This is a genomic window from Mesorhizobium sp. M4A.F.Ca.ET.020.02.1.1, from assembly GCF_004022645.1.
Lineage (GTDB): Bacteria > Pseudomonadota > Alphaproteobacteria > Rhizobiales > Rhizobiaceae > Mesorhizobium.
The window spans coordinates 1-2,979 of record NZ_RZOI01000730.1; the positions used below are offsets into that span (position 1 = coordinate 1).

Below are 2,979 nucleotides of genomic sequence, written 5' to 3' on the forward strand. Positions count from 1 at the left end.
GATGCGTCGACAGCCGGTTGTTGCGCAGCGCGTAGCGCCGGTCGGGCAGGGCGCGCGCCGCGATCACCGAGGACAGGAAATGCGAGCTCGGATGCGTCGACAGGAAGTGGCTGCTGACCGCATAGTCGACCTCGTAGCTGCGCTGCATGTCGAAGCGGTAGACGTTGCGCCAGGCGCCGCCGAGTTCCACCTGCAGGCGGAAGTGATCGTCCGTCTCCACGAGGCGGAAGGTTTCATGCGGGGTCTGCTGCTCGGGTCCGGCTTCGAGCAGCAGCGGCGCCGTCAGCGTCAGCCCGCCGAAGCCGACATCGGCAAGATGGGTGCGGCCGTCGAGCTCGACACGCAGCAGCATGTGGCTGCGCGCGGTAACGGCGTCGTCGGTCTGGCCCCACAGGACCCGCGCGGCAAGGCCGCTCACCTCGAAGCCGAGCGCCGTCAGCGCATGCAAGAGGATCAGATTGTGCTCATAGCAATAGCCGCCGCGGCCGCGCGCCAACACCTTGTCCTGCAGCGAGGCGGGATCGAGCTTGACCGGATGCCCGAGAAACGGATCGAGGTTCTCGAACGGGATCGCCTGCGGATGCTGCCGGTGCAGCGCTTTCAGCGTCGCCAGCGACACCTCGGTCGGACCGCGATAGCCGATACGGGCGAAATAGGCATCCAGGTCGAAGGAGGCGTTGGTCATGAAGGAGGTCCGGCTTGACCGGCTCGATATAGGCACTCGCTCCGGGTCCGACAAACAGCGCGGCCAACAATTGCCGGGCTGGGTCAGGTCCGGACCTTGCCGTTCTCCTCGGCCGTATCCTCCTCGACGACGACGCTGTGCTGTGCCGCCAGGAAATTGCCGACATGGCTCAGCCCTTCGAAGTGGTCGCAGAAGACCTTGATGACGACCAGCAGCGGTACCGCCATCAGCGCGCCGACGAAGCCCCACAGCCACGACCAGAAGGCAATGGCGATGAAGACCGCCACCGCGTTGATCTCCAGGCGTCTGCCGACCACCATCGGTGTCACGAACTGGCCCTCTACCAGGTCGCACAGAAGCACGAAGGCCGGCGCCAGCAGCGCATAGGAGATCGAGTCGAAGCTGATCAGCGCGATCACCGTGACCAGCAGGATCGTCATCAGCGCCCCGACATAGGGCAGGAAGTTGAGCAAGGCGGCGGCCGCGCCCCAGACCATTGGGTTGGGCATGCCGAGCCCCCACAGGCCCAGGCCAATTACCGTGCCGAGGCCGGCATTGATGATGGTAACGGTAAGCAGGTAATGCGAGATCTCGCGCTCGACGTCGTAGACGACCCGCAAGGCCCGCTTCTTCTCGCTGAGGCTGGCGAACGACTGGATGATCTTCTCGTAGAACATCGTGCCCGAGGCGAGCAGGAACAGCGACAGCACGAAGACGATGGTGATGCCGGTGCCCGCCGACAGGATGTTGCCGGCGGCGGAAGACAACATGCCGGATTGCGCCAGCACGACCTTCTGGACGTCGGGCTCCTGCGAGGTCTCGGTCAACCCTTCCAGCTGATGCGAGATCTGCATGATCTTTTCGAACGGCTGCCTGAGCTGTGCCAGGCGCTCGGTCAGCTGCAGGCCGATCGAGGGGGCCTTGTTGATGAGGTCAATGACCGGGCCGCTGAGCAGATAGCCGGCGCCGGCGACGAAAATCACCGACATGAGCACAAGCAGCGTTGCAGACAGCGCATCGGGCACGCCGCGCTGGCGCAGGAAGCGCACGATCGGCGTGAGCGTCAGCGCCAGCAGGAAGGCGAGGATCACCGGCATGAAGAAGGCGCGCCCGAAATAGAGCGCATAGACGGTCATCAGAATGAAGATGCCGATGAGCAGGGACCGCATCAAATGCGTGTCCGCTCGCGCGGCCTCGCGCGGGTCCGGACTCCCTGCGGCACCGGCGCTACCCGAAGCGGTCGGTTCGGCCTTCATCGCTTTCCTCGGGCACACCGCGACACGCGGCTTCCCTGCGAAAACGCCCGCGTAGCTGCAAGGTTCCGTTAGCCGGCAATGACCCCTTGGCCCGGATGGGATCAGGTCACGCGACCCGATCAGGCGACGGGCTCGGCGGGCGCGATCTTCGCGGTCTCCCTGCGGACGATCGGCGCCACCCTGGTGCCGTAGAGCTCGATCGCCTTCATGATCTTGGCGTGCGGCATGGTGCCGATCGCCATCTGCAGCAGGAAGCGGTCATTGTTGAAGATCCGGTGCTGGGCGACGATTTTCTCCGCCACCTGTTCGGGATTGCCGACGAACAAGGCGCCGTTCGGCCCGCGCGACTGGTCGAAATGCGCCCGCGAGGTCGGACCCCAGCCGCGCTCGCGGCCGATGCGGTTCATCACCTCGGCTTGCGGCGCGTAGAAATCGTCCGCCGCCTGCTCGGTGGTTTCGGCGATGAAGCCGTGCACGTTGAGGCTGGTGGCGAGGCTTGCCGGATCGTTGCCGGCCCGTCTGGCGGCCTGACGATAGACCTCGAACAGCGGCGCAAAGCGCGCCGGCTCGCCGCCGATGATGGCGAGCGCCAGCGGCAGGCCGAGCGCGCCCGCGCGGGCGGCGGACTGCGGGGTGCCACCGATGGCGATCCAGACCGGCAGTTTCTCCTGGAAGGGGCGCGGATAGACGCCACGGCCGTTGATCGGCGCGCGCAGGCGTCCTTGCCACGTCACCTTGACGTGATCGCGGATGGCGAGCAGCAGGTCGAGCTTCTCGGCGAACAGCTCGTCATAGTCTTCGAGGTTGAAGCCGAACAGCGGGAAGGATTCGATGAAGGAGCCGCGTCCGGCCATGATCTCGGCGCGGCCGCCGGACAGCAGGTCGAGCGTCGCGAACTGCTGGAAGACGCGCACCGGATCGTCGGAGGAGAGCACGGTGACAGCGCTGGTCAGCTTGATGCGCCTGGTGCGCTCGGCCGCTGCGGCAAGCGCCACGACCGACGCCGAGGCGGCGTAGTCGGGGCGGTGGTGCTCGCCC

At 66.2% G+C, this 2,979-nt stretch carries 3 protein-coding genes; all 3 read right to left on the reverse strand.

Annotation, left to right across the window (positions count from 1 at the left end):
• A partial coding sequence (locus EN742_RS30105; RefSeq protein ID WP_148670358.1) for an arylamine N-acetyltransferase occupies positions 1-685 on the reverse strand: 685 nt, incomplete at its 3' end.
• An 83-nt stretch (positions 686-768) separates the two neighbouring features.
• Positions 769-1,941, reverse strand: a complete 1,173-nt coding sequence (locus EN742_RS30110) for an AI-2E family transporter (protein ID WP_126057214.1) — start codon at positions 1,939-1,941, stop codon at positions 769-771.
• Positions 1,942-2,060: 119 nt separating this feature from the next.
• Positions 2,061-2,979, reverse strand: a 919-nt coding sequence (locus EN742_RS30115) for an Atu2307/SP_0267 family LLM class monooxygenase (RefSeq protein ID WP_128333619.1), incomplete at its 5' end; no start/stop codon positions are given.